The organism is Streptomyces malaysiensis subsp. malaysiensis, from assembly GCF_040653035.1.
Classification (GTDB): Bacteria; Actinomycetota; Actinomycetes; order Streptomycetales; family Streptomycetaceae; genus Streptomyces; species Streptomyces malaysiensis.
This window is the reverse complement of record NZ_JBEZNG010000001.1, coordinates 18,184-40,262: the sequence shown is the minus strand read 5'-3', so window position 1 is coordinate 40,262 and position 22,079 is coordinate 18,184. Positions and strand designations below refer to the sequence as shown.

Annotated in this window: 22 protein-coding genes and 1 pseudogene; 17 read left to right on the top strand and 6 right to left on the bottom strand. The window is 72.1% G+C overall.

All coding sequences use genetic code 11. The annotated features are described in order from the left end of the window. Positions 1–286: 286 nt before the first annotated feature. Positions 287–901, bottom strand: a pseudogene (gene cofC, locus AB0E24_RS00180) (2-phospho-L-lactate guanylyltransferase); the annotation flags it as partial. A 170-nt stretch (positions 902–1,071) separates the two neighbouring features. Between cofC and AB0E24_RS00175 the strand changes: the two are divergent. Genes AB0E24_RS00175 through AB0E24_RS00165 form a run of 3 tightly spaced genes read left to right on the top strand, consistent with a single transcriptional unit; the run spans position 1,072 to position 4,035 of the window. Continuing rightward, on the top strand, positions 1,072–1,830 hold the full coding sequence (locus tag AB0E24_RS00175) for a lysophospholipid acyltransferase family protein (RefSeq protein WP_069866499.1): 759 nt from the start codon (positions 1,072–1,074) through the stop codon (positions 1,828–1,830). Beyond that, entirely contained in the window at positions 1,827–2,828 is a 1,002-nt protein-coding gene (locus AB0E24_RS00170) for an NAD(P)H-dependent glycerol-3-phosphate dehydrogenase (protein ID WP_359373978.1), read from the top strand. Before AB0E24_RS00175 ends, AB0E24_RS00170 begins: the two co-directional genes overlap by 4 nt. Positions 2,829–2,862: 34 nt before the next feature. Beyond that, entirely contained in the window at positions 2,863–4,035 is a 1,173-nt protein-coding gene (locus AB0E24_RS00165; protein WP_099015067.1) for a D-alanine--D-alanine ligase family protein, read from the top strand. A gap of 36 nt (positions 4,036–4,071) precedes the next feature. Here the strand turns inward: AB0E24_RS00165 and AB0E24_RS00160 are convergent, their stop codons facing one another. Both AB0E24_RS00160 and AB0E24_RS00155 read right to left on the bottom strand, forming a co-directional pair. Next, entirely contained in the window at positions 4,072–4,569 is a 498-nt protein-coding gene (locus tag AB0E24_RS00160) for a DUF3515 domain-containing protein (RefSeq protein ID WP_069866492.1), read from the bottom strand. Positions 4,570–4,589: 20 nt separating this feature from the next. Beyond that, entirely contained in the window at positions 4,590–4,823 is a 234-nt protein-coding gene (locus AB0E24_RS00155) for an Lrp/AsnC family transcriptional regulator (RefSeq protein ID WP_069866490.1), read from the bottom strand. A gap of 136 nt (positions 4,824–4,959) precedes the next feature. Between AB0E24_RS00155 and AB0E24_RS00150 the strand changes: the two genes are divergently transcribed. Together AB0E24_RS00150 and thiD are read left to right on the top strand one after the other, a co-directional pair. Beyond that, positions 4,960–5,928 carry a thiamine-phosphate kinase gene (locus tag AB0E24_RS00150; protein ID WP_069866488.1) on the top strand — a complete coding sequence of 323 codons (969 nt, stop codon included), beginning with the start codon at positions 4,960–4,962 and terminating at the stop codon, positions 5,926–5,928. Between the two features lie 167 nt (positions 5,929–6,095). Next, positions 6,096–6,935, top strand: a complete 840-nt coding sequence (gene thiD / locus AB0E24_RS00145; RefSeq protein WP_359373972.1) for a bifunctional hydroxymethylpyrimidine kinase/phosphomethylpyrimidine kinase — start codon at positions 6,096–6,098, stop codon at positions 6,933–6,935. Between the two features lie 72 nt (positions 6,936–7,007). On the opposite strand, the gene rpmB is transcribed toward thiD, so the two are convergent. Further along, the gene (gene rpmB / locus AB0E24_RS00140; protein WP_009714771.1) at positions 7,008–7,193 is read right to left on the bottom strand and encodes a 50S ribosomal protein L28; all 186 of its coding nucleotides are present in this window, start codon (positions 7,191–7,193) and stop codon (positions 7,008–7,010) included. A gap of 265 nt (positions 7,194–7,458) precedes the next feature. Between rpmB and fakA the strand changes: the two genes are divergently transcribed. The 9 genes from fakA to mutM all read left to right on the top strand — a co-directional run bounded on the left by fakA (position 7,459) and on the right by mutM (position 16,908). Beyond that, positions 7,459–9,201: a fatty acid kinase ATP-binding subunit FakA gene (gene fakA, locus AB0E24_RS00135; RefSeq protein ID WP_359373970.1), complete on the top strand. Its 1,743-nt coding sequence runs from the start codon at positions 7,459–7,461 to the stop codon at positions 9,199–9,201. 225 nt (positions 9,202–9,426) lie between these two features. Further along, the gene (recG, locus tag AB0E24_RS00130) at positions 9,427–11,619 is read left to right on the top strand and encodes an ATP-dependent DNA helicase RecG (RefSeq protein WP_232640249.1); all 2,193 of its coding nucleotides are present in this window, start codon (positions 9,427–9,429) and stop codon (positions 11,617–11,619) included. A 125-nt stretch (positions 11,620–11,744) separates the two neighbouring features. Next, complete coding sequence (rsmD, locus tag AB0E24_RS00125; RefSeq protein ID WP_079259110.1) at positions 11,745–12,332, top strand: 16S rRNA (guanine(966)-N(2))-methyltransferase RsmD; 588 nt, start codon at positions 11,745–11,747, stop codon at positions 12,330–12,332. Beyond that, the gene (gene coaD / locus AB0E24_RS00120; protein WP_069866482.1) at positions 12,329–12,838 is read left to right on the top strand and encodes a pantetheine-phosphate adenylyltransferase; all 510 of its coding nucleotides are present in this window, start codon (positions 12,329–12,331) and stop codon (positions 12,836–12,838) included. Before rsmD ends, coaD begins: the two co-directional genes overlap by 4 nt. A gap of 107 nt (positions 12,839–12,945) precedes the next feature. Further along, positions 12,946–14,025, top strand: a complete 1,080-nt coding sequence (locus AB0E24_RS00115; protein ID WP_079259111.1) for a cell division initiation protein — start codon at positions 12,946–12,948, stop codon at positions 14,023–14,025. Between the two features lie 202 nt (positions 14,026–14,227). Beyond that, on the top strand, positions 14,228–14,818 hold the full coding sequence (locus tag AB0E24_RS00110; RefSeq protein WP_069866478.1) for a YceD family protein: 591 nt from the start codon (positions 14,228–14,230) through the stop codon (positions 14,816–14,818). Positions 14,819–14,820: 2 nt separating this feature from the next. Further along, a complete protein-coding gene (gene rpmF / locus AB0E24_RS00105) occupies positions 14,821–14,994 on the top strand; it encodes a 50S ribosomal protein L32 (RefSeq protein WP_009714764.1) in 174 nt (57 codons plus the stop codon). Positions 14,995–15,013: 19 nt separating this feature from the next. Beyond that, a complete protein-coding gene (rnc, locus tag AB0E24_RS00100; protein ID WP_079259113.1) occupies positions 15,014–15,850 on the top strand; it encodes a ribonuclease III in 837 nt (278 codons plus the stop codon). A 122-nt stretch (positions 15,851–15,972) separates the two neighbouring features. Beyond that, positions 15,973–16,908 (top strand): bifunctional DNA-formamidopyrimidine glycosylase/DNA-(apurinic or apyrimidinic site) lyase, encoded by a 936-nt coding sequence (gene mutM / locus AB0E24_RS00095; RefSeq protein WP_359373951.1) that lies wholly within the window; start codon positions 15,973–15,975, stop codon positions 16,906–16,908. Here mutM and AB0E24_RS00090 read toward each other — a convergent pair. Together AB0E24_RS00090 and AB0E24_RS00085 are read right to left on the bottom strand one after the other, a co-directional pair. After that, entirely contained in the window at positions 16,821–17,297 is a 477-nt protein-coding gene (locus AB0E24_RS00090) for a winged helix-turn-helix transcriptional regulator (protein WP_359373949.1), read from the bottom strand. The genes mutM and AB0E24_RS00090 overlap by 88 nt on opposite strands. A 152-nt stretch (positions 17,298–17,449) precedes the next feature. Then, entirely contained in the window at positions 17,450–18,295 is an 846-nt protein-coding gene (locus tag AB0E24_RS00085) for a CAP domain-containing protein (RefSeq protein ID WP_283883960.1), read from the bottom strand. A gap of 305 nt (positions 18,296–18,600) precedes the next feature. Here AB0E24_RS00085 and AB0E24_RS00080 point away from each other — a divergent pair, with 305 nt between their 5' ends. The 3 genes from AB0E24_RS00080 to AB0E24_RS00070 all read left to right on the top strand — a co-directional run. Then, a complete protein-coding gene (locus tag AB0E24_RS00080) occupies positions 18,601–18,882 on the top strand; it encodes an acylphosphatase (protein ID WP_079259117.1) in 282 nt (93 codons plus the stop codon). Positions 18,883–19,254: 372 nt separating this feature from the next. Next, complete coding sequence (locus AB0E24_RS00075; protein ID WP_069866466.1) at positions 19,255–19,461, top strand: hypothetical protein; 207 nt, start codon at positions 19,255–19,257, stop codon at positions 19,459–19,461. A 239-nt stretch (positions 19,462–19,700) separates the two neighbouring features. Next, the coding region (locus tag AB0E24_RS00070; protein ID WP_359373946.1) for an AAA family ATPase at positions 19,701–22,079 on the top strand (2,379 nt) is incomplete at its 3' end.

The following is a 22,079-nucleotide window of genomic DNA, read 5'->3' as shown; positions in this document are numbered from 1 at the left end:
ACGTTGCTCGGAACGCCTACGTCGCTCACAACGTCCACGGCGCTCACAACGTCCACGGCGCTCAGGACCTCTACGGCGCTCAGAACGTCTGGAGCGTGACGAAGACGACCCGGCGCTGCTCGCCCTCGCCCGCCACCTCGATCCGCACCCGCTGCCCCGGGCGCAGCATCCGCAGCCCCCCGGCGTCGAACGCCGCGGTGTCGAACGGCAGCGGGGTGCCGTCGTCGAGCAGCACGCTGCCGGCGCGGGTCTCGGGGTCGTACGTATAGGCGGTTCCCTGCATGTCCGCCAGCCTAGCCCTGGTGTGGGCGCCCACGCCCAGGGCCATCGCCGCGCGCAGATCCCCGGCCGTGTCCACGTCGCGCCGCACCGAATCCACCCCCGCGAGCTCGATCTCCCGCGCCCCCGACGCCCGGTGCCGGGCCCGTGAGGGACCCCCGAAGGCGGGTGCCAGCTCGGCGCCCGCCGCCGCCGAGAGCAGTGTGGTGCCCACTCCCGCGGCGTCCGCCAGAAAGGCGCGGGGGAAGCCGGAGGCGGCCTCGAGCACCAGGTCGAGTTCCGCCGTCCGCAGCGCGGGGAGATCGGCGTTCATCGCCGCCACGGCCGCCCCCGGGCGCTCCTCGCGGACCGCGCGGACGCCGTGCGCGAGCGCCGCGTTCAGCCCGCGCCCCGGAGAGTCGGGCACGATCCGGGCGCCGAGGGCCGACAGCTCGCGTCCGGCGAGCGGGTCGTCGGTGACGACGATCACCCCCCGCACCCACCGACTCGCCAGCGCCGCGCCCACCGTGTCCTGGGCGAAGGCGAGCGCGAGCGAGGCGCGGGGGCCGTCCCCCGCGGCGTCGGAGAGCCGGGTCTTGGCCCGTGACAAGGGCTTCAGCGGCACTACGAGGGTCCAGGTCACAGGGGCTCCGTTTGTTCCCACGGGCCTCATTCTGACCTGCTGTCCGGCTCGCCGAAGACGTGCGGGGTTACGGTGTCCTCGACAGACGGGGTGCCTGGAGCGACACTTGTGCGGCTGCCCGAACGGCAGCAAGCCAGCAGGTCAGCAGGGTCCAAGAGAGGATGTTCCGAGTGTCCGGCCGCAGAATCGGCTTCTGGTACCGCATGGCAGCGGTCTTGTGCAAACCGCCGCTGGTGGTTCTGTTCAAGCGGGACTGGCACGGAATGGAGCACATTCCCGCCGACGGTGGATTTATCACCGCGATCAATCACAACTCGTATCTCGACCCGCTCTCCTACGCGCACTTCCAGTACAACACCGGAAGGGTGCCGCGCTTCCTCGCCAAGGCCGCTCTCTTCAGAGGCGGCTTCGTGGGCACCATGCTCCGCGGCACCGGCCAGATCCCCGTCTACCGCGAGTCCACCGACGCCGCCAACGCCTTCCGGTCCGCCGTGGACGCCATCAACAAGGGCGAGTGCGTGGCCTTCTACCCCGAGGGCACCCTCACCCGGGACCCCGAAATGTGGCCCATGCGCGGAAAGACGGGCGCGGCGCGGGTCGCGCTGCTCACCAAGGCACCGGTCATCCCCGTCGCCCAGTGGGGCGCCAACGAGGCCGTGCCGCCGTACGCCAAGGAGAAGCGGGTCCGCCTCTTCCCGCGCAAGACGCTCAAGGTGCACGCCGGGCCGCCGGTGGACCTGTCCGGGTTCTACGGCCAGGAGCCCACCGCGGAGGTCCTCAGGGCGGCCACCGACACCATCATGGACGCCATCACCGACCTCCTCGCCGAGGTGCGCGGAGAGCGGGCGCCCGCCCAGAGGTACGACCGGCCCATCCGCCCCGGCACCGACGGCCCGCCGCTTCCGCTGGCCGATGAGGAGAGCAAGTGACGCGCTGCGCCGTCTTCGGCACCGGCTCCTGGGGCACCGCCTTCGCGATGGTGCTCGCCGACGCCGGCTGCGAGGTGACGCTGTGGGGCCGCAGGCCCGGTGTCGTCGAGGCCATCAACACCGGCCGCACCAATCCCGACTACTTCCCCGGAGTGCGGCTCCCCGACGGCGTGCGGGCCACCACCGACCCGGCCGAGGCCGCGGACGGCGCTGAGTTCACGGTCTTCTCCGTGCCCTCCCAGACGCTGCGCGGCAACCTCTCCGACTGGGCCCCGCTGCTGGCCGACGACACCGTGCTGGTCTCCCTGATGAAGGGCGTCGAACTCGGCACGGCCAAGCGGATGAGCGAGGTCGTCCAGGAGGTCGCCAAGGCGCCCGCGGAGCGCGTCGCGGTGCTCACCGGGCCCAACCTCGCCAAGGAGATCGCCGCCCGGCAGCCCGCCGCCGCCGTGGTGGCCTGCTCCGACGAGAGCGTGGCCCGCCGCCTCCAGACCGCCTGCCACACCGCGTACTTCCGCCCGTACACCAACACCGATGTGGTCGGCTGCGAACTGGGCGGCGCGGTGAAGAACGTCATCGCGCTGGCGGTGGGCATCGCCGACGGCATGGGGCTCGGCGACAACACCAAGGCGTCGCTCATCACCCGCGGCCTCGCCGAAACGACCCGGCTGGGCCTGGCGATGGGCGCCGACGCGCACACCTTCGCGGGCCTGGCGGGCATGGGCGACCTCGTCGCCACCTGCTCCTCCCCGCTCTCCCGCAACCACACCTTCGGCACCAACCTGGGCCGCGGGATGACACTGGAGGAGACCATCGCGGTCACCAAACAGACCGCGGAGGGCGTCAAGTCGTGCGAGTCCGTGCTGGATCTCGCCCGCCGCTACGACGTCGACATGCCCATCACCGAGACCGTCGTGGGAATCGTGCACGACGGCAAACAGCCGCTTGTCGCACTCAAAGAGCTGATGTCCCGAAGCGCCAAGGCCGAGCGGCACTGACGCCGCGCGGACCGCAAGGTAATCTCAACGCGATATGAGCAGCCAGACCCCTTCCCCAGGCCCTGTCCCGGCTTCCTCCGGAGGCGAGCGGCGGAAGCCGCGCGTCGCCGTCGTCTTCGGCGGCCGCAGCTCCGAGCACGCCATCTCGGTGGTCACCGCGGGCGCCGTGCTGCGCGCCATCGACCGTGAGAAGTACGACGTGCTGCCGATCGGCATCACCGCGGACGGCCGTTGGGCGCTGACCGCGGACGAGCCGGAGCGGATGGCCATCGCCAACCGCGAGCTGCCGAGCGTCGAACGGCTCGCAGAGTCCAGCGAGGGCTCGGTCGTCCTCCCGGTCGACCCCGGGAACCGCGAGGTCGTCTACAGCGAGCCGGGGGCGGTGCCCAAGGCACTGGGCGACGTCGACGTCGTCTTCCCCATGCTGCACGGTCCGTACGGCGAGGACGGCACCCTCCAGGGGCTGCTGGAGCTGTCCGGGGTGCCGTATGTGGGCGCCGGGGTGCTCGCCTCCGCGGTGGGCATGGACAAGGAATACATGAAGCGGGTGTTCGTCTCCTTCGGGCTGCCCGTCGGCCCGTACGAGGTGATCCGCCCCCGCGCCTGGGAGCAGGAACCTTCCGCCGCCCGCCGCAGGATCGTGGAGTTCGCCGAGGAGCACGGCTGGCCGCTCTTCGTGAAGCCCGCGCGCGCCGGCTCCTCCATCGGGATCAGCAAGGTCGACGACCCCGCGGACCTGGACGAGGCCATCGAGGAGGCCAGGCGCCACGACCCGAAGGTCATCGTGGAGGCGCTGCTGCGCGGCCGCGAGATCGAATGCGGAGTGCTGGAGTACGAGGACGGGCCGCGGGCCAGCGTGCCCGCCGAGATCCCGCCGGTCTCCTCGCACGCCTTCTACGACTTCGAGGCGAAGTACATCGACTCGGCGGACGGCATCGTGCCCGCGCCGCTCACCGAGGAGCAGACCCGGCGGGTCCAGGAGCTCGCGGTGGCCGCCTTCGAGGCGGCGTCCTGCGAGGGGCTGGTCCGGGCCGACTTCTTCCTGCTGGACAGCGGCGAGTTCGTGATCAACGAGATCAACACCATGCCCGGCTTCACTCCGATCTCGATGTACCCGCGCATGTGGCAGGAGAGCGGAGTGAGCTACCCCGAGCTGGTGGACCGGCTGCTCCAGGCCGCGCTGCGCCGTTCGACGGGGCTGCGCTAGCGGCGGCCGCGCCCGTCACTGCCGGCCGGGGCCGCGCTAGGCCACGCCCTCGGGCACCGTCTTCTTCACGCCCTGGGCGAAGTCGACCAGGGCGTTGATCTCGGGGGCGTACTTCCCGGGCACGGTCACCTCGACATACGCCCGGCGCAGCACCGTGGTGAAGCGGTAGCCGTCCTTCTGCTTCTCGGGGAGCCATGCGACGCCGTTCACCTCGACCGAGTCGGTCGAGGAATCCATCGCCCGCGGCCGGGGAACCCCGCAGCGCAGCCGCACGGCGGGCTCCCCCCACATCGCCGTGTAGTCCGAGGCGGGCTCGATGGTGCCCCGCTTCAGCCCGTTCACGGTACGGGGCAGCTCCTTGTGCAGCGCCCGGCACAATGACGCCGCCCGCGCGGGCGGCGTGGGAACCGCGGGCGCCTCGGCGTCGTCCGAATCCCCGGTGAAGGAGCAACCGGCCAACGGCACCAGGGCGAGCGCCACGGTGACGCACAGCGGAGCGAGCCTTCGCGTGGGACTACGGTGTGCGGAATTCACCCGCCGAGCATACGGGGGCGCTAGATATGGACGACCGGGCAGGTCAGGGTGCGGGTGATGCCTTCCACTTGCTGGACTTTCGCGACCACCATGCGGCCGAGCTCATCGACTGTGTCGGCCTGGGCGCGCACGATGACGTCATAAGGGCCGGTGACGTCCTCCGCCTGTATCACCCCAGGGATCTTGGAAATGATGTCGGCCACTGTCGAGGCCCTGCCGACCTCGGTCTGGATCAGGATGTACGCCTGTACCACGGAACCTCCAGGGCGGCTACGAGGATCATGTGGAGAGAAGGGACGCCACGGTACCGCGTCGCCATGCGGCGCGGGGAGACCCGCGCGGGGAGCGCGGCGGGGCGGCAAGTGGTCACGAGCACGAAGGGGCGATGGGATGAAGGGCACCGTGGGCGAGTTGGGGGAGTTCGGGCTCATCAGAGAGCTCACCTCCCGGCTCACCACCACCCCGGCGGTGAGGCTGGGGCCCGGTGATGACGCCGCGGTTGTGGCCGCGCCCGACCGGAGGGTCGTGGCCAGTACGGACGTCCTGCTGGAGGGCAGGCACTTCCGCCGGGACTGGTCCACCGCCTATGACGTCGGCCGTAAGGCCGCGGCCCAGAACCTGGCGGACATCGCGGCCATGGGCGCGGTGCCGACCGCTCTGCTGCTCGGCCTGGTGGTCCCCGCCGATCTGCCGGTGACCTGGCCGACCGAGCTGATGGACGGCATCCGCGACGAATGCCAGGTCGCGGGCGCGGCCGTGGTCGGCGGCGATGTGGTCCGCGGGGACACCATCACCGTCGCGATCACCGCACTGGGCGATCTGCGCAACCATGAACCGGTCACCCGATCCGGTGCCAAGCCCGGCGACGTTGTCGCCGTCACCGGATGGCTGGGCTGGTCGGCGGCCGGGCACGCGGTGCTCTCCCGCGGCTTCCGCTCGCCGCGGGCGTTCGTCGAGGCCCACCGCCGCCCGGAGCCGCCGTACCACGCCGGTCCGGCCGCCGCCGGGCTCGGCGCGACCGCGATGACCGATGTGAGCGACGGGCTGGTGGCCGACCTCGGGCATATCGCGGAGGCCAGCAAGGTCCGTATCGATCTGCGCTCGGCGGACATCGACATCCCCTCGCAGATGTCGGACATCGGGCAGGCGGTGGGCGTCGACCCGCTGCAATGGGTGCTCAGCGGGGGAGAGGACCACGCGATCGTGGCCACCTTCCCGCCCGACGCCAAGCTGCCGGCCCGCTGGAAGGTGATCGGCGAGGTGCTGAACCCCTCGGTGCTGCCCCAGGTGACGGTGGACGGAGCCCCCTGGGCACACGGGGGCTGGGACCACTTCGGCGACGGCAAGGGCACCGAGTGACCGTAAGAGCGCCTTATGACCATGAGGGTCATAAGGGCGGCGAGTGACCTATAAGGGCGCCGTATCAACCCCGGGGGTCTTACGGGCGGCGCTCGAGGGCGCCGGGCGACCGTGAGGGAGCCGAGGGGGCGCCGGGGACGCCGTGGGCGCCGAGTAGATTCGGCCCCATGGCCCTACCTCCGCGTGTCCCCCGCCCCTCCCCTGACGGCTCGGCGCCCGTGCGCGTCCTCACCGTCGCCGGATCGGACTCCGGCGGCGGTGCGGGTATCCAGGCCGACCTGAAGACCATGCTGGCCCTCGGCGCCCACGGGATGAGCGTCATCACCGCGGTGACGGCGCAGAACTCCCTGGGCGTCCAGGGCGCCTGGGAGCTGCCCGCGGAGGCCGTACGGGCCCAGTTCCGCAGTGTGGCCGACGACATCGGCGTCCAGGCGGTCAAGACCGGCATGCTGGCGAGCGCCGAACTGGTCGAGACCGTGGTCGCGCTGCTCGCGGACCTCCCCGTGCCGGTGGTGGTCGACCCGGTCGGGGTCTCCAAGCACGGCGACCCGCTGCTGGCCGTCGAGGCGCTCGACGCGGTCCGTACGAAGCTGCTGCCGACCGCGACCGTGGCCACGCCCAACCTGGACGAGGTGGCCCAGCTCACCGGCGTCCGGGTGGAGTCGGAGGAGGACCAGCGGCGGGCGGCCGGGGCGGTACTGGGCCACGGCCCGCGGTGGGCGCTGATCAAGGGCGGCCATCTGCCCGGCGGTGAGGCGGTGGATCTGCTCACGGACGGCACCGAGGAGCACTGGCTGCGGGCGCCCCGCCAGGACAACCGCCATACGCACGGCACGGGATGCACCCTCGCCGCGGCGATCGCTACGTATCTGGCGGGCGGATACGAGGTCCCTCAGGCCGTCACGGCGGCCAAGGAGTACGTCACGGGCGCCATCGCGGCGGGCTTCCCCCTGGGCGCGGGCATCGGCCCAGTCGACCACGGGTGGTTGCGGGAGGGATCCGGCTGAGGACCCGCGCGGACGCACGCGAAAGGCCGGTCCACGCCATAGGTGGACCGGCCTGTGCGAACGGCGGGGCGGCTAGCGCGAAACCTTGCCGGCCTTGATGCACGAGGTGCAGACGTTGAGCCGCTTCGGGGTACGACCGACCACAGCGCGCACCGTCTGGATGTTGGGATTCCAACGACGGCGGGTGCGGCGGTGCGAGTGCGAGATGTTGTTGCCGAAGCCCGGCCCCTTGCCGCAGACGTCGCAGTTGGCAGCCACGGGTTACTCCAAAGACGGGTCAACCTCGCTTCTCGCGAGGAGACAGGACACTTGAACGGATGCCCCGGGCGTTGCCTGAATCATGGAGGATTCGGCGGCGCCTGGGGGAATGGCCCGATTCGCATCGGGCAACCGGAGCAGCATACAACGGCCACTCCCGTACAACGAAACTATCATGGCTGCCCCGGCACCCGCCGAGGGCGGCGGCTACCCTGCGATGACGCTATGCCCGCCCCGCCCCAGCAGCCTCCGAGGAGGACCTTACGTGCCGCACACGCTCGACGCCGATGCGGTACGGAAATGGTGCGGACTGGCGCTGGACGCGCTGGGCCGGGCCCGTGCGGACATCGACGCGATCAATGTCTATCCGGTCGCGGACGGGGACACCGGCACCAATCTGTATCTGACCGTCGAGTCCGCCGCCCGGGCCGTGGACGCCGCCTTCGACGGCCACGCCGCCTCGGCCGCCGTCTCCCGCCCCACCCTCGCCGATGTGGTGCGCGCCATGGCCCATGGCGCGCTCATCGGAGCACGGGGCAACTCCGGCACGATCCTGGCGCAGCTGCTGCGTGGTATGGCGGACGTCCTGGCCGACGGCCCGGTGGAGGGGAACCCGGGCACGGGCGAGGCCGAGGGGCTGCGGCGGGCGCTGCGGCGCGCGGTCGACCTCGCCTACCTGGCGGTCGCGCACCCCGTCGAAGGCACCGTCCTTACGGTCGCCGTGGCCGCCGCGGAGGGCGCCGAGCGCGCCACGGGCGACGTCGCCACGGTGGCCCGCGCCGCCTACGAGGGCGCCCGCGCCGCGCTCCAGGCCACCCCCGGCCAGCTCGACGTCCTCGCCCGCGCCGGGGTGGTCGACGCCGGCGGCTACGGACTGGTGACGGTCCTGGGCGGGCTCGCCGAGGCCCTGTCGGGCGAGGCCCCCGCGGCGCTCGCGCCGGTCCGCCCCCTCGGTGGCGCCCTGGCGGCCGCCGGGCAGGACCCAGCGGGCTGTCCCGTCGACGGCGCCCCGGACGGCGGGCCCGGCTTCGAGGTGATCTACCTCCTGGAGGCCGATGACACGGCGGTGGCCGCCCTGCGGGAGCGCCTGGACGCCCTCGGCGACTCCCTGGTGGTCGTCGGCGGCGACGGCCTGTGGAATGTGCACGTCCATGTGGACGACGCGGGGGCGGCCGTGGAGGCGGGCATCCAGGCCGGGCGCCCGTACCGCATCAGGATCACCCACTTCGGCGGTGCCGCCGCCCGTAAGGCGGACGCCGACGGCCAGGACCGGCCGGGCCCGGCCGTCGTCCTGCCGGATCGGACCGGTGCCCAGGACTCCACGGCCGGCCCGCGCGCCGAGCGCGCGACCCGCGCCGTGGTGGCCGTCGTCCCCGGCGACGGGCTCGCCGCGCTGTGCGCCGAGGCGGGCGCGACCGCCGTCGCCACCCGCGCCGGGGAGCCGCCCGCCAGCGGTGAGCTGGTCGAGGCGGTCCGCCGGGCCGATGCCCGTGAGGTCGTACTGCTGCCGAACGACACCGAGCTGCACCACACGGCGGCCGCGGCCGCCGCCCAGGCCCGCGCCGAGGGCGTACGGGCCGCGGTGATCCCCACCCGCTCCGCCGTCCAGGGCATCGCCGCGCTCGCCGTCCACGAGCCCGGCCGCAGCTTCGACGAGGACGTGGTCGCCATGACCTCGGCCGCGGGCGCCACCCGCTACGCGGAACTGGCCGTCGCCGAGCGCCAGTCCTGGACCATGGCCGGGGTGTGCCAGGCCGGGGACGTCCTGGGCATGATCGACGGCGATGTGGCGGTGATCGGCTCGGAGCTGGCCGCGACCGCCGAGACGGTGCTGGACCGGATGCTGGCGTCGGGCGGCGAGATGGTCACGCTGGTGCTGGGCGCGGGGCTTGCGGACGAGGTCGCCGAACGGCTGGAGCGGCATGTACGGGAGGGGCACTTCGCCGTCGACACGGTCGTCTACCGGGGTGGTCAGCCCACCACGCCGCTGATCATAGGCGTCGAATGAGCCCGCCGGCCGGTGGACGTGGGACGACCCCGGCGGCTCATGGGCGGCGGATGGGCCCGGCCGTTCGGAGCCGTTGAGACCACCCCGGCGCCCGGCCGCGGGGTCGCCCCGCCCGAATCACCCCGCTCGTCATCCCCGTTTGTCACCCCCGTGGTGTGCAATGGACGGGTGCCCGTGCTGGATGAATCCCTGAAGAAGGTCCTGGGCGGCAACACCGCGAAGGTGATGGCCGACCATCTCGACCTGCACACCGTCGGCGATCTGCTGCACCACTATCCGCGGCGGTACGCCGAGCGAGGTGAGCTGACCCGGCTGTCGGACCTGCCCCTGGACGAGCATGTGACCGTGGTGGCGCAGGTGGCCGACGCCCGGGTGCATACGTTCAACGGCGGCCGGGGCCGGCGGCTCGAGGTCACCATCACCGACGGCAGCGGCCGTCTCCAGCTGGTCTTCTTCGGCAAGGGCGTCCATAAACCGCGGACCGAGCTCCAGCCCGGCACCCGTGCGATGTTCGCCGGGAAGGTCTCGGTCTTCAACCGCAAGCGTCAGCTGGCCCACCCGGAGTTCAAGGCGCTGGGCGAGGGGAGCGGCGCGGAGACCGTGGAGGCGTTCGCCAATCAGCTGCTGCCGCTGTACCCGGCGTGCAAGCAGATGGAGTCCTGGCAGATCCAGCAGGCCATCGACACCGTGCTGGGCCCGGCCGGCCATGAGGAGGCCGCGCTGGCCGGGCTGGTCGACCCGCTGCCCGACGGGCTCCGCGAGGGCCGGGGGCTGGCCACGCTCCCCGAGGCGCTGCGCAAGATCCACCGGCCGGTCACCAAGGCCGATATCGCGATGGCCCGGGACCGCCTGAAGTGGGACGAGGCGTTCGTCCTCCAGGTGGCGCTCGCCCGGCGGCGGCGGGCCGACGCCCAGCTGCCCGCGGCGCCCCGCAAGCCCGCCCCGGACGGGCTGCTGACCGCCTTCGACGCCCGGCTGCCGTTCACCCTCACCGAGGGCCAGCGCCGGGTCAGCGAGGAGATCTTCGCCGATCTGGCCACCGACCACCCCATGCACCGGCTGCTCCAGGGCGAGGTCGGCTCCGGCAAGACCATGGTCGCGCTGCGGGCGATGCTCGGCGTCGTGGACGCCGGGGGACAGGCGGCGATGCTCGCGCCCACCGAGGTGCTCGCCCAGCAGCACCACCGCTCGATCACCGAGATGATGGGCGAGCTGGCCAGTTGGGGGCTGTGGCGCGAAGCGCCTGCGCGGGAGGGCGGCACGCTGGGCGGTGCGGAGCAGGGCACCAAGGTGGTGCTGCTCACCGGCTCCATGGGCGCCGCGGCCCGCCGGCAGGCGCTGCTGGACCTGGTCACCGGCGAGGCCGGGATCGTGATCGGCACCCATGCCCTGATCGAGGACAAGGTCCAGTTCCACGATCTGGGGCTGGTGGTCGTCGACGAGCAGCACCGCTTCGGGGTCGAGCAGCGCGACGCCCTGCGCTCCAAGGGCAAGCAGCCCCCGCATCTGCTGGTGATGACGGCCACCCCGATCCCGCGCACCGTCGCCATGACCGTCTTCGGCGACCTGGAGACCTCCGTCCTGGACCAGCTGCCCGCGGGCCGCTCCCCGATCGCCTCCCATGTGGTGCCCGCCAAGGACAAGCCGCACTTCCTCAGCCGCGCCTGGGAGCGGGTGCGCGAGGAGGTGGCCGCCGGGCACCAGGCGTATGTGGTGTGCCCCCGGATCGGGGACGAGGGCGGCGACGAGGCGGAGGAGCCCAAGGGCGCGGCCCGCCCGTCCCCCGAGGACGAGGCCGAGAAGCGGCCGCCGCTGGCCGTCGTCGACATCGCCGAGCAGCTCACCAAGGGGCCGCTGAGCGATCTGCGGGTGGAGGTGCTGCACGGGCGGATGCAGCCCGAGGCCAAGGACGAGGTGATGCGCCGCTTCGCCGCGGGCGAGGTGGACGTCCTGGTCGCCACGACCGTCATCGAAGTCGGGGTCAACGTCCCCAACGCCACCGCCATGGTGATCATGGACGCCGACCGGTTCGGCGTCTCCCAGCTGCACCAGCTGCGCGGCCGCGTCGGCCGGGGCTCGGCCGCCGGGCTGTGCCTGCTGGTGACCGACATGCCCGAGGGCAGCCCCGCCCGGGCGCGGCTGGGCGCGGTCGCGGCCACGCTCGACGGCTTCGAGCTGTCCCGGATCGACCTGGAGCAGCGCCGGGAGGGCGATGTGCTCGGCCAGGCCCAGTCCGGGGTGCGCTCCTCGCTGCGGGTGCTCGCCGTCATCGACGACGAGGAGGTCATCGCGGCGGCCCGGGAGGAGGCGGCCGAGATCGTCGCCGCCGACCCGGAGCTGGCCGGATATCCGGAGCTGCGCACGGCGCTTGACGCCCTGCTGGACAAGGATCGCGAGGAGTTCCTCGACAAGGGCTGAGCCCGCGTGCGGGAGCGCGGCCACCGCACGCCGCCGTACGCCATATCGTGGAGGTGCGGCGGCCCCGCCCGGACGGGCGCGCGGTGCGCCGTTGCCCCGACCACCGCGAAGGACTGCCACCAACCATGACCCGCGTGATCGCCGGAGCGGCCGGCGGCCGGCGCCTGGCCGTGCCGCCGGGAAACGGCACCCGACCCACTTCGGACCGGGCGCGCGAGGGCCTGTTCTCCACCTGGGAGTCGCTGCTCGGCTCGCTGGACGGGGCCCGCGTCCTCGATCTGTACGGCGGCTCCGGCGCGATCGGCCTGGAGGCGCTGTCCCGCGGCGCCGCCCACGCCCTGCTGGTCGAGTCCGACCCGCGGGCGGCCCGTACGATCCGTCAGAACGTCCGGGCGCTCGGTCTGCCGGGCGCGGAGCTGCGCACCGGCAAGGCCGAACAGACCATCGCCGGACAGGCCCCGGTCACCGGCCCGTACGACGTCGTTTTCCTGGATCCGCCCTACGCGGTCACCGACGCCGAACTCCGCGAGATCCTCCTCACACTCCTGGGGAAGGGCTGGCTAGCTCCCGAAGCGCTGGCCACCGTTGAGCGGAGCACACGAGGTGGGGAGTTCGTGTGGCCTGCCGGATTCGAGGGGCTTAGAGCCCGTCGCTACGGCGAGGGCACGCTTTGGTACGGTCGCGCCGCCTCCGCGTGCGAGAACGCGTCATGACCGGACCCGAGAGCGAGGAACTTCCGTTGCGCCGCGCAGTCTGTCCGGGGTCGTTCGACCCCGTCACCAATGGACACCTCGACATCATCGCCCGTGCCTCCAAGCTCTATGACGTCGTGCACGTAGCCGTGATGATCAACAAGTCCAAGCAGGGCCTGTTCACGGTGGAGGAGCGGATGGATCTCCTCCGCCAGACCACCGAGGAGTACGGGAACGTCAAGGTGGAGGCGTTCCACGGCCTTCTTGTCGACTTCTGCAAGCAGCGGGACATCCCCGCGATCGTCAAGGGGCTGCGGGCCGTCAGCGACTTCGACTACGAGCTCCAGATGGCCCAGATGAACAACGGCCTCTCCGGCGTGGAGACGCTGTTCGTGCCCACCAACCCCACCTACAGCTTCCTCTCCTCCAGCCTGGTCAAGGAGGTCGCGGCCTGGGGCGGCGATGTATCCCATCTGGTGCCGCCGGTGGTCCTGGAGGCGCTCTCCGAGCGGCTCGGCCGGAAGTAGCGGCTGACGGGGCGTCAGCGGCTGTCCGGGAGGGGCCCGCTGGCCGTACAGTCGTCCCGTTCGTATCCCGTATCCATCCGTATCCAGACAGTCTGCGAGCACCCACAGTGGACGTGCAGAAGAAGCTCGACGAGATCGTCGATACCGTCGGCGGCGCCCGGTCCATGCCCATGTCGGCCTCGTGCGTGGTCAACCGCGCCCAGCTGCTCGCCATGCTCGAAGAGGTGCGCGCCGCCCTCCCGGACTCCCTGGCCCACGCCCAGGAGCTGATCGGCGGCCGGGACCAGATGGTCGAGCAGGCCCGCCAGGAGGCCGAGCGGATCATCGAGTCCGCACACGGCCAGCGCGCCTCGCTGATCTCGGACACCGAGCTGGTGCGGAAGTCCCAGGAGGAGGCCGACCGGATCCTCGCCGAGGCCCGCCGAGAGGCCGAGGAGATCCGCGTCGAGGCCGACGACTACGTGGACAGCAAGCTGGCCAACTTCGAGGTCGTGCTCACCAAGACCATCGGCTCGGTCGACCGCGGCCGGGAGAAGCTGCTCGGCCGCGCCCCCGGCGTCGGGGACGGCCTCGAGGAGCCCGACGAGGGCCCGGAGCGCAGCGCGGACCCCACGACGCTGCGGGAGCGCGCCGACGAGTACGTGGACACCAAGCTGGGGGCCGTCTCGGCGGTCCTGGCCAAGACGCTGGAGGCGGTCGGCCGTGGCCGCCAGAAGCTGCTCGGGGCCAGGCCCGCCGATGAGCTCGGCGCCCATATGGCGGCCCAGGACGAGGCCGGGATGGCGCTGCGGACCACCGATGACGACTATCTGGCGGACCTCGCCCAGTCCCAGGCGGCCGTCGCCCAGCCCGTGGCCCAGCCGGACCAGGCGGCCGCCGACGCCGCGTACTACGCCGCCACCGCGGCCTACCAGCAGCAGGACGCGTACGGCTATCAGCAGCAGACCTATGTACCGCAGCAGGACCCCTACGCCGCGCAGGGCGGCTATCAGCAGGACGCCTACGCCTGGCAGCAGCAGGCCCAGGCCCAGGGCTACGACCCGAACACGGCCTATGTGCCCCAGCAGCCCCAGGAACTGCCGCACCACCATCAGCAGCAGCCGGGCGCCGCGCTCGACGAGACCAGCCTGTTCGACACGAGCATGATCGACCTCGATCAGCTCCGCCAGTACGAGCAGGGTCGCTGAGCCCGCTCCCCACCAGGCCGCCGGAACCCCGTCCCCACCGGGCGGATTGGGTCTACGGCGGCCTGTCCAGTATCCTGGCTCTTCGGTCGCGTGTACGTCCGCGATCTCGGCTGCCCGATTCGTAGTGGATGATTCGGGTGGCCCGCCACAGCGTAGAAAGCAGGAAGCCCTGAACGCCCGCCTCGACCATCGTGCCCCTCTCGTGTTCGACACGCGCGAGCTGGGCCGGCGTCCTGGTGCGCTGAAAAGGATCTCCCGTTCCGTGGTGGCGCCCAAGGACCTCGGTATCGAGGTCATCGGGGTGCGGGAGGGCGCGACCGTCGAGCTGGACCTCCGCCTGGAGTCGGTCATGGAAGGGGTGCTTGTCACAGGCACCGCCCGTGCGCCGCTGACAGGGGAGTGCGTAAGGTGTCTGGAGCCGCTGGAGCGAGAGCTCGAAGCGGACTTCCAGGAGATGTACTCCTACCCCGACGCCGACGACCGGAGCCGCGACGCGGACACCGGCGACGACGCCGAGGAGGAGGACAGGCTCTTCCTCGAGGCCGACCTGTTCGACCTCGAACCCGTGCTGCGCGACGCGGTGGTGCTCGCACTGCCGTTGCAGCCGGTGTGCCGGGAGGACTGCCCCGGGCTGTGCGCCGAATGCGGCGCCCGGCTCGCGGACGACCCCGGCCACCACCACGACGCCGCCGACATCCGGTGGGCGGCATTGCAGGGACTCGCCGAGGCCATGAGGGACGGCGAGAAGGACAACGCACCCCGCAGTCGCGGGGATGACCCACAGGAGAAGTAGCCGTGGCTGTTCCGAAGCGGAAGATGTCGCGCAGCAACACGCGCCACCGCCGGTCGCAGTGGAAGGCTGCGGTCCCCACCCTGGTGGCGTGCGAGCGCTGCCACGAGCCGAAGCAGCAGCACATCGCGTGCCCGAGCTGCGGCACCTACAACCGCCGCCAGGTCCTCGAGGTCTGATCGGCGGGTGACAGGCTCTATGTCAGACGCCACTACGCCCCCGCGTAAGCGCGGTGAAGCGTCCCAGGCGGACACGGCCTCGTCTCACACGATCCTGGAAGGGCGGCTCGGGTACCAGCTCGAGTCCGCCCTTCTGGTGCGTGCGCTGACCCACCGCTCCTTCGCGTACGAGAACGGCGGGCTGCCCACCAACGAGCGGCTGGAGTTCCTCGGGGATTCCGTGCTCGGCCTGGTGGTCACCGATACGCTGTACCGCATCCACCCCGACCTGCCCGAGGGCCAGCTGGCCAAGTTGCGGGCCGCGGTGGTCAACTCGCGCGCGCTCGCCGAGGTGGGCCGCGGCCTCGACCTCGGCGCCTTCATCCGGCTCGGCCGGGGTGAAGAGGGCACCGGGGGCAGGGACAAGGCTTCCATCCTCGCCGACACCCTTGAAGCGGTGATCGGCGCGGTCTATCTCGACCAGGGGCTCGACGCCGCCGCGGAGCTGGTGCACCGGCTGTTCGACCCGCTGATCGAGAAGTCCTCGAACCTCGGCGCCGGCCTGGACTGGAAGACCAGCCTCCAGGAGCTGACCGCCACCGAGGGCCTCGGGGTTCCCGAGTACCTGGTCTCCGAGACAGGTCCCGACCACGAGAAGACCTTCACGGCTGCCGCCCGCGTCGGTGGTGTCGCGTACGGCACCGGCACCGGCCGCAGCAAGAAGGAAGCCGAGCAGCAGGCGGCCGAGGCCGCCTGGCGCGCGATCCGCGCGGCTGCCGACGAGGCCCAGGCGAAGGCCCAAGCGGCCGACGCCGAAACCGCCACCACGGCGGCGGACGGCGGAGCCGCCGCCGACACGGCCTCCACGGCACACTGATCGCCCTTCCCCGCACCGCCATGTCCGTACGTCCGTAACGCCTTTCACCGCCCCCGCGGCGGACGGCCCCCCCGGCCGTTCCGCCCGGGGGCGGTGAGGGCTCGAGGCCGAGGAGGCCCCCGTTGCCCGAGCTGCCCGAGGTCGAGGTGGTCCGCCGCGGACTGGAGCGCTGGGTCAGCGGCCGTACGGTCGCCGAGGTCCAGGTGCTGCACCCCCGCGCGGTCCGCCGTCACCTCGGCGGCGCGGAGGACTTCGCGGCCCGCCTCAGGGGCCGCCGCACCGGGGTCGTCCGCCGCCGCGGCAAGTACCTGTGGCTGCCGTTCGACGACGACGCGGCCGCCGAGTCGGTCCTGGCCCATCTCGGGATGAGCGGACAGCTGCTGGTCCAGCCGGCCGAGGCCCCGGACGAGAAGCATCTGCGCATCCGGGTCCGCTTCGCCGACGACGCGGGCACCGAGCTGCGCTTCGTCGACCAGCGCACCTTCGGCGGGCTCTCGCTGCACGACACCGTCCCCGGCGACCTGGAGGGGCTGCCGGATGTCATCGCGCATATCGCCCGCGACCCGCTGGACCCCGCCTTCGACGAGACGGCCTTCCACACCGCGCTGCGCCGCCGCCGCACCACGATCAAGCGCGCACTGCTGGACCAGTCGCTGATCAGCGGGGTCGGCAACATCTACGCCGACGAGGCGCTGTGGCGCTCCCGGCTGCACTACGACCGGCCGACGGCGACCCTCACCCGCCCGCGCGCCGCCGAACTCCTCGGCCATGTGCGCGAGGTCATGACCGCCGCGCTGGCCGTCGGCGGCACCAGCTTCGACAGCCTCTATGTGAACGTGAACGGCGAGTCGGGGTACTTCGAGCGCTCCCTGGACGCGTACGGCCGGGAGGACGAGCCGTGCCGGCGCTGCGGCACCGCGATGCGCCGCCGCCCCTGGATGAACCGCTCCAGCTACTTCTGCCCGCGCTGTCAGCGCCCGCCGCGCCCGGCCACCGCGGTCCGTCCGGCGTCCCGCGCGACCGCCGCCCCGCCGCTCCCGGCGCGCCCGGTGTCGTAGCGCTCCTGGGCCGTCAGCACCTCGGGCATCCGGTCCTCGACCAGATAGATCAGGGCCAGCAGCCGCTCGGCGACCGCGCTGCCCAGCGGGGTCAGCCGGTAGTCCACCCGGGGCGGGTTGGTCGGCTGGGCCTCGCGGTGCACCAGACCGTCGCGCTCCAGCGCGTGCAGCGTCTGGGACAACATCTTCTCGCTGACGCCGTCGACCCGCCGCCGCAGCTCGTTGAAGCGGAAGGTGCCCTCGTGGAGCGCGCCCAGGATGAGGCCGCCCCATTTGCCGGTGACGTGCTCCAGCGTGCCGCGCGAGGGGCAGGCGCGGGCGAACACGTCGAAGGCCAGGTTCTCCGCGTCCGCCGTGGAGGACGCTCCGCCAGTGCGTTCACTGTCCATGCACAACACCATACGCGCACTCAGCGCTGACTCCAGGGCTGCGCTTTCGCATGGTGAGTGTGCTGCTCGTGATGGGCGCATACGAAGCCCGGGGCGTATCGATACGCCCCGGGCTTCGTATATGAGCCGGATGCGGAGGTCCGCTCAGGGGGTCAGTAGCCGAAGTCCTGGGTCCACCAGGGGCCGCCGGTGCCGAAGTGCGCGCCGACGCCCAGCCGCTTGAACGAGCAGTTGAGGATGTTGGCCCGATGGCCGGAGCTGTTCATCCAGGAGTCCATCACGGCCTGTGCGTCCGACTGGCCGCGGGCGATGTTCTCCCCGCCCAGGTCCAGGATGCCCGCGCTCTCGGCACGGTCCCAGGGGCTGTCGCCGTCGGGGCTGATGTGGTCGAAGAACTGGCGCAGGGACATGTCCTCGCTGAAGTCCTCGGCCAACTGGGCGAGTTTGGAATCGGCCGTCACGGGGGCGCAGCCGACCTTCTTGCGCTCCTTGTTGACGAGAGTGAGGACCTCGGCCTCCGAGGCGGCCTCGGGCCCGGCCGACCCTGCCGGGGGCTCCGGTGCGGTCGGCTCCGTGGTGGGGGTACCGGACGGCTTCCCTTGGCCGCGGCCCTTCGAGCCGCCGTTGCCGTTCCCGTTCCCGTTGTTTTCGCCCTTGCCGTTTCCGTTGCCGTTCCCGCCCTGCCGGCCGTTCCCGGGCGGCTCGGAGGCGCTCGGCTGCTCCGGGGGTGTGGTGGAGGGCGTCCCGGAGGGCTTGGAGGGAGTCGTGGAGGGAGTTGTGGAGGGTGCGTGAGCGCGGTCGTCACCACGGCTGGGAGGAACCGTGCTGCGATCGGTGGGGGCCGCGGACTGCGAGCCCTGTGTCTCCAGGCCGGAGTCGGTGGGACCCCCCGCCTGGACCTGTCCGGCGGAGTCATTGCCCCCGCCGATCTTGTAGGCGTTTCCCGGACCGAGTCCGGAGGCCATCGCCACGGCGCCGACCGCGACAGCGGCGGACACGCCCAACAGTCCGGTCCGGACCGGAGCGAGGGGGCTCCGGTGCGGTCCCCGGTGGCGGCCCGCGAGGGCCTCCTGTGCCGGGATACCGGGGGCAGATCGTCGATGGCGGCCCATCTCCTGCCTTCCTTGTGTGCTCGGCGTCAAAAGTCGCTCGAAATGTGTCACTCGTGTGCGCGAGCCATGTATCACTCGTGTGGGTGAGTCCTGTTGAGCCGGGACTGTACGCCATTCGGGCCCCAACGCGCCTGCCCACTGGGCAATTCGATGGTTTAGCGGCTGCTCGCGCGGGGGGTTAGCGTGCGCATATGAACGAAAGAGTCCGCCTCACCGTGTGGGTGCGCGGCCGTGTCCAGGGCGTCGGCTTCCGCTGGTACACCCGGGCCAACGCGCTGCGTATCGGGGGCCTCGTCGGCTTTGCTTCCAACCTCTCCGACGGGCGGGTGCAGGTGGTCGCGGAGGGCCCGCGTACGGAATGCGAACAGCTGCTCGAATGGCTCAGGGACGGCGACACGCCCGGGAAAGTCGAGGGAATCACCGAGATCTGGGACACACCTCGCGGTGGCTATGAGACCTTCGAGATCCGTTGATCAACTCGCCGGAGGCACCTTCCGCGGTGCCCCGCTGACCATGCCTTCCCTGCGCACGGTGAGCAGAAATGGGCTGATGGTTGCCAACGGCGCCGCTCCATGGAAGGCTGCCGTCACACGGAAGATCCCCCGACTGTCATGGGTCCTTTGGAGAAGGGCGGCAGAGTTCGCCGCCAGTGTGCTCTCGACCCCTGCGACCCCGTCGGCGTGTGATCGTGTTGACCCTCAAACCAATTGGTGAGACGCTGGAAGCCCCGCGCACCTTAACTGTTTGCCACCCAGCACGGTAGTAATTCGGCAGGCATCGCGGGTGCAAATCCCTCACGACCCACACCGCTTCGGTCGGTCACTCAGTGTGGAGGACCATCCATCATGGCAAAGGCGCTTCTCGGTTACGTCGGCGGTTCCGACCCCCGAGTCCTCTCCGAGATGCGACGGCTTCAGCAGCGCGTTCAGGATCTTGAATCCGAGCTCGTTCGGATTCAGGCCGAGAACGACGCACTGTCCGCCGCCGCTCGTCACGGCGACTCGCTGCTCGAAAGCATCGACGTATCCCAGGCGGAGCCTGCGCTCGCCTGACCCAGCCCAAGGGCCGGTCGGGCTGCATCGTCAGCCGCTTGAGAATCTTCAAGGGACGCCTCGGCGTCCCTTCGTCGTATCCCCAGTGTGCCTCCGAGCCACCCTTACCGACTGATGTGCCCCTCTCTCCCAGCGGTGAAACCGATCATTGCTGAAACCGAGAAAAAGCCGGGGCGGGTGCGCGGCACCACCGTTATGGGACGGTGCCGGAGGAAGGGTGGCGGGTAGAGTCCAAAGGCGTGCATCTCAAGAGCCTGACCCTGCGAGGGTTCAAATCCTTCGCCTCCGCCACGACGCTCCGGTTCGAGCCGGGTATCACCTGCGTCGTCGGCCCCAATGGCTCGGGCAAGTCCAATGTCGTGGACGCCCTTTCCTGGGTCATGGGCGAACAGGGTGCCAAGTCCCTGCGCGGCGGGAAGATGGAGGACGTCATCTTCGCCGGGACCACCGGCCGTCCCCCGCTCGGCCGCGCCGAGGTCTCGCTCACCATTGACAACGCCGACGGCGCGCTGCCCATCGACTACGCCGAAGTCACCATTACCCGGATCATGTTCCGTAACGGCGGCAGCGAATACCAGATCAATGGGGACACCTGCCGGCTGCTCGATATCCAGGAACTGCTCTCCGACTCCGGCATCGGCCGTGAGATGCACGTCATCGTCGGACAGGGCCAGCTCGACGGGGTGCTGCACGCCGACCCCACCGGCCGCCGCGCCTTCATCGAGGAGGCCGCGGGCGTCCTGAAGCACCGCAAGCGCAAGGAGAAGGCGCTGCGCAAGCTGGACGCGATGCAGGCCAACCTCGCCCGCGTCCAGGACCTCACCGACGAGCTGCGCCGCCAGCTCAAACCGCTCGGCCGGCAGGCCGCGGTGGCCCGGCGGGCCGCCGTCATCCAGGCCGATCTGCGCGACGCCCGGCTGCGGCTGCTCGCCGACGACCTGGTCACCCTGCGCGAGGCGCTGCGCGCCGAGATCGCCGACGAGGCCGAGCTCAAGCGGCGCAAGGAGACCGCGGAGACCGAGCTGCGCACCGCACAGCAGCGCGAGGCGGCGCTGGAGGAGCAGGTGCGGCGGCTCGCGCCTCGGCTCAGGGACGCCCAGCAGACCTGGTACGAGCTCTCGCAGCTCGCCGAGCGGGTGCGCGGCACGATCAGCCTGGCGGACGCCCGGGTCAAGAGCGCCACCTCCGCCCCCGGGGAGGAGCGACGCGGCCGCGACCCGGAGGACATGGAGCGCGAGGCGGCCCGCATCCGGGAGCAGGAGGCCGAGCTGGAGGCCGCCCTGGAGGCGGCGAGCCGGGCGCTGGACGACACCGTGGAGCACCGGGCCGAGCTCGAGCGGAGCCTGGCCCAGGAGGAGCGCCGGCTCAAGGACGTGGCCCGCGCCATCGCCGACCGCCGCGAAGGGCTCGCCCGGCTCCAGGGCCAGGTGAACGCGGCCCGCGGCCGGGCCGGTTCGGCGCGCGCCGAGATCGAGCGGCTGGCCGCCTCCCGCGATGAGGCGCGGACCCGGGCGACCGCAGCGCAGGAGGAGTACGAGCAGCTCAAGGCGGAGGTCGACGGACTCGACGCGGATGACGCGGAATTGGCGGAGCGCCACGAGGCCGCCAAGCGCGAGCTGGCCGAGGCGGAGGCGGCGCTGAGCGCGGCCCGCGAGGCCGCGACGGGCGCCGAGCGCGAGCGCGCCGCGACCTCCGCCCGCCATGACGCCCTCGCCCTCGGTCTGCGCCGTAAGGACGGCACGGGCGCCCTGCTGGCCGCCGCCGACCGCCTCAGCGGACTCCTGGGCCCCGCCGCCGAACTCCTCACCGTCACCCCGGGCTTCGAGGTCCCCGTCGCCGCGGCCCTGGGCGCCGCCGCGGACGCGATCGCCGTCACCGGCCCCCGCGCGGCGGCCGAGGCCATCCGCCTCCTCCGCGCCGACGACGCCGGCCGCGCCGCCCTGCTGCTGACGACGCCGGACGCCGAGGAGCCCTCGTCGGCCAACCTCGCGGTGCCCCCGTCCGCCACGCCGGAGCCGGGCGGCCCCTACGAGCCCGCGCCGGGTGGCGCCCGCGTGTCGGGCACACGCGCCGAGGGGGCCGCGCCGAGCGAGCCGGACCAGGGGCCCGCGCCGCGATCGACGGCCACCCCGGCGGCTCCCCGCGCTCTCGTTGGCCCGTTCGAGCCGGACTCGGTGCCGGGCGCCGCCGAAACGCCCACGGCCGGGGCCGGTTCCCCGGCTGCGGAGGGCTCCACCGATACGGCTGACGGCGCTGCCGCCGTGCCGGGCACGCGGTCCCCGGACGGTCCGGTGGCCGAGTCCTACGGCTCCGATGAGGGCCCTTGGCCGGGTGGTGCGTCGGAGCCTGGCGGTCCGGGCGCGCCGCAGGCCGTCGCCGATGCTGCGGGGGCGTCTCCCGGCACGGCTGAGGGCGCTGCCGCCGTGCCGGGTACGCGGGTGCCGGGTGCCGATTCCGTGGGCCGGGATGCCCCCGCGGCCGGGGCTGGTTCGCCCGCTGGTGCGTCTGAGGGTCTCACCGGGACGGCTGAGGGCGCTGCCGCCGTGCCGGGTACGCGGGTGCCGGGTGCCGATTCCGTGGGCCGGGATGCCCCCGCGGCCGGGGCTGGTTCGCCCGCT

Coding starts and splice junctions, on each gene's coding strand:
- AB0E24_RS00165 (WP_099015067.1), top strand. CDS start 2,863: ATGAGCAGCCAGACCCCTTCCCCAGGCCCTGTCCCGGCTTCCTCCGGA.
- coaD (WP_069866482.1), top strand. CDS start 12,329: ATGACCGGACCCGAGAGCGAGGAACTTCCGTTGCGCCGCGCAGTCTGT.
- AB0E24_RS00150 (WP_069866488.1), top strand. CDS start 4,960: ATGAAGGGCACCGTGGGCGAGTTGGGGGAGTTCGGGCTCATCAGAGAG.
- AB0E24_RS00075 (WP_069866466.1), top strand. CDS start 19,255: ATGGCAAAGGCGCTTCTCGGTTACGTCGGCGGTTCCGACCCCCGAGTC.
- thiD (WP_359373972.1), top strand. CDS start 6,096: ATGGCCCTACCTCCGCGTGTCCCCCGCCCCTCCCCTGACGGCTCGGCG.
- recG (WP_232640249.1), top strand. CDS start 9,427: ATGGCCGACCATCTCGACCTGCACACCGTCGGCGATCTGCTGCACCAC.
- AB0E24_RS00090 (WP_359373949.1), bottom strand. CDS start 17,297: ATGGACAGTGAACGCACTGGCGGAGCGTCCTCCACGGCGGACGCGGAG.
- AB0E24_RS00080 (WP_079259117.1), top strand. CDS start 18,601: ATGAACGAAAGAGTCCGCCTCACCGTGTGGGTGCGCGGCCGTGTCCAG.
- rnc (WP_079259113.1), top strand. CDS start 15,014: ATGTCAGACGCCACTACGCCCCCGCGTAAGCGCGGTGAAGCGTCCCAG.
- rsmD (WP_079259110.1), top strand. CDS start 11,745: ATGACCCGCGTGATCGCCGGAGCGGCCGGCGGCCGGCGCCTGGCCGTG.